The organism is Siccirubricoccus soli (assembly GCF_024178315.1).
GTDB classification, from domain to species: domain Bacteria; phylum Pseudomonadota; class Alphaproteobacteria; order Acetobacterales; family Acetobacteraceae; genus Siccirubricoccus; species Siccirubricoccus soli.
The window spans coordinates 1-292 of record NZ_JAMZIK010000261.1 but is presented as its reverse complement, the minus strand read 5'-3'; the positions used below and the strand labels follow the sequence as shown (position 1 = coordinate 292).

Sequence of the window (292 nt, the reverse complement as noted above, 5' to 3'; positions counted from 1 at the left end):
CGGCGCGGGCGGGCTGGCGGTCGCCGGCGGCATCCAGACCCTGACCGGCATCCAAACCTATACCGGCGCCACCAGCATCGATGCCGGCGCCAGCCTGGTGCTGACCGGTACGGGCAGCCTCGCCGCCTCCTCCGGGGTCGCCGCCGACGGCACCTTCCGCATCGCGGAAACCGCCAGCGGCGCCAGCATCGCCACCCTTTCCGGCAGCGGCGCCGTGGTGCTGGGGGCGAAGCCGCTCACCATCGCCAACGGCTCCACCAGCTTTGCCGGCGGCATCTCCGGCAACGGCGGC

1 protein-coding gene is annotated in these 292 nt (G+C 74.3%); it reads left to right on the top strand.

Features of this window, described 5'->3' with window-relative positions; genetic code table 11:
- Nucleotides 1-292: hypothetical protein (locus NJ376_RS27940; RefSeq protein WP_252956633.1), on the top strand; the 292-nt coding region annotated here is incomplete at both ends.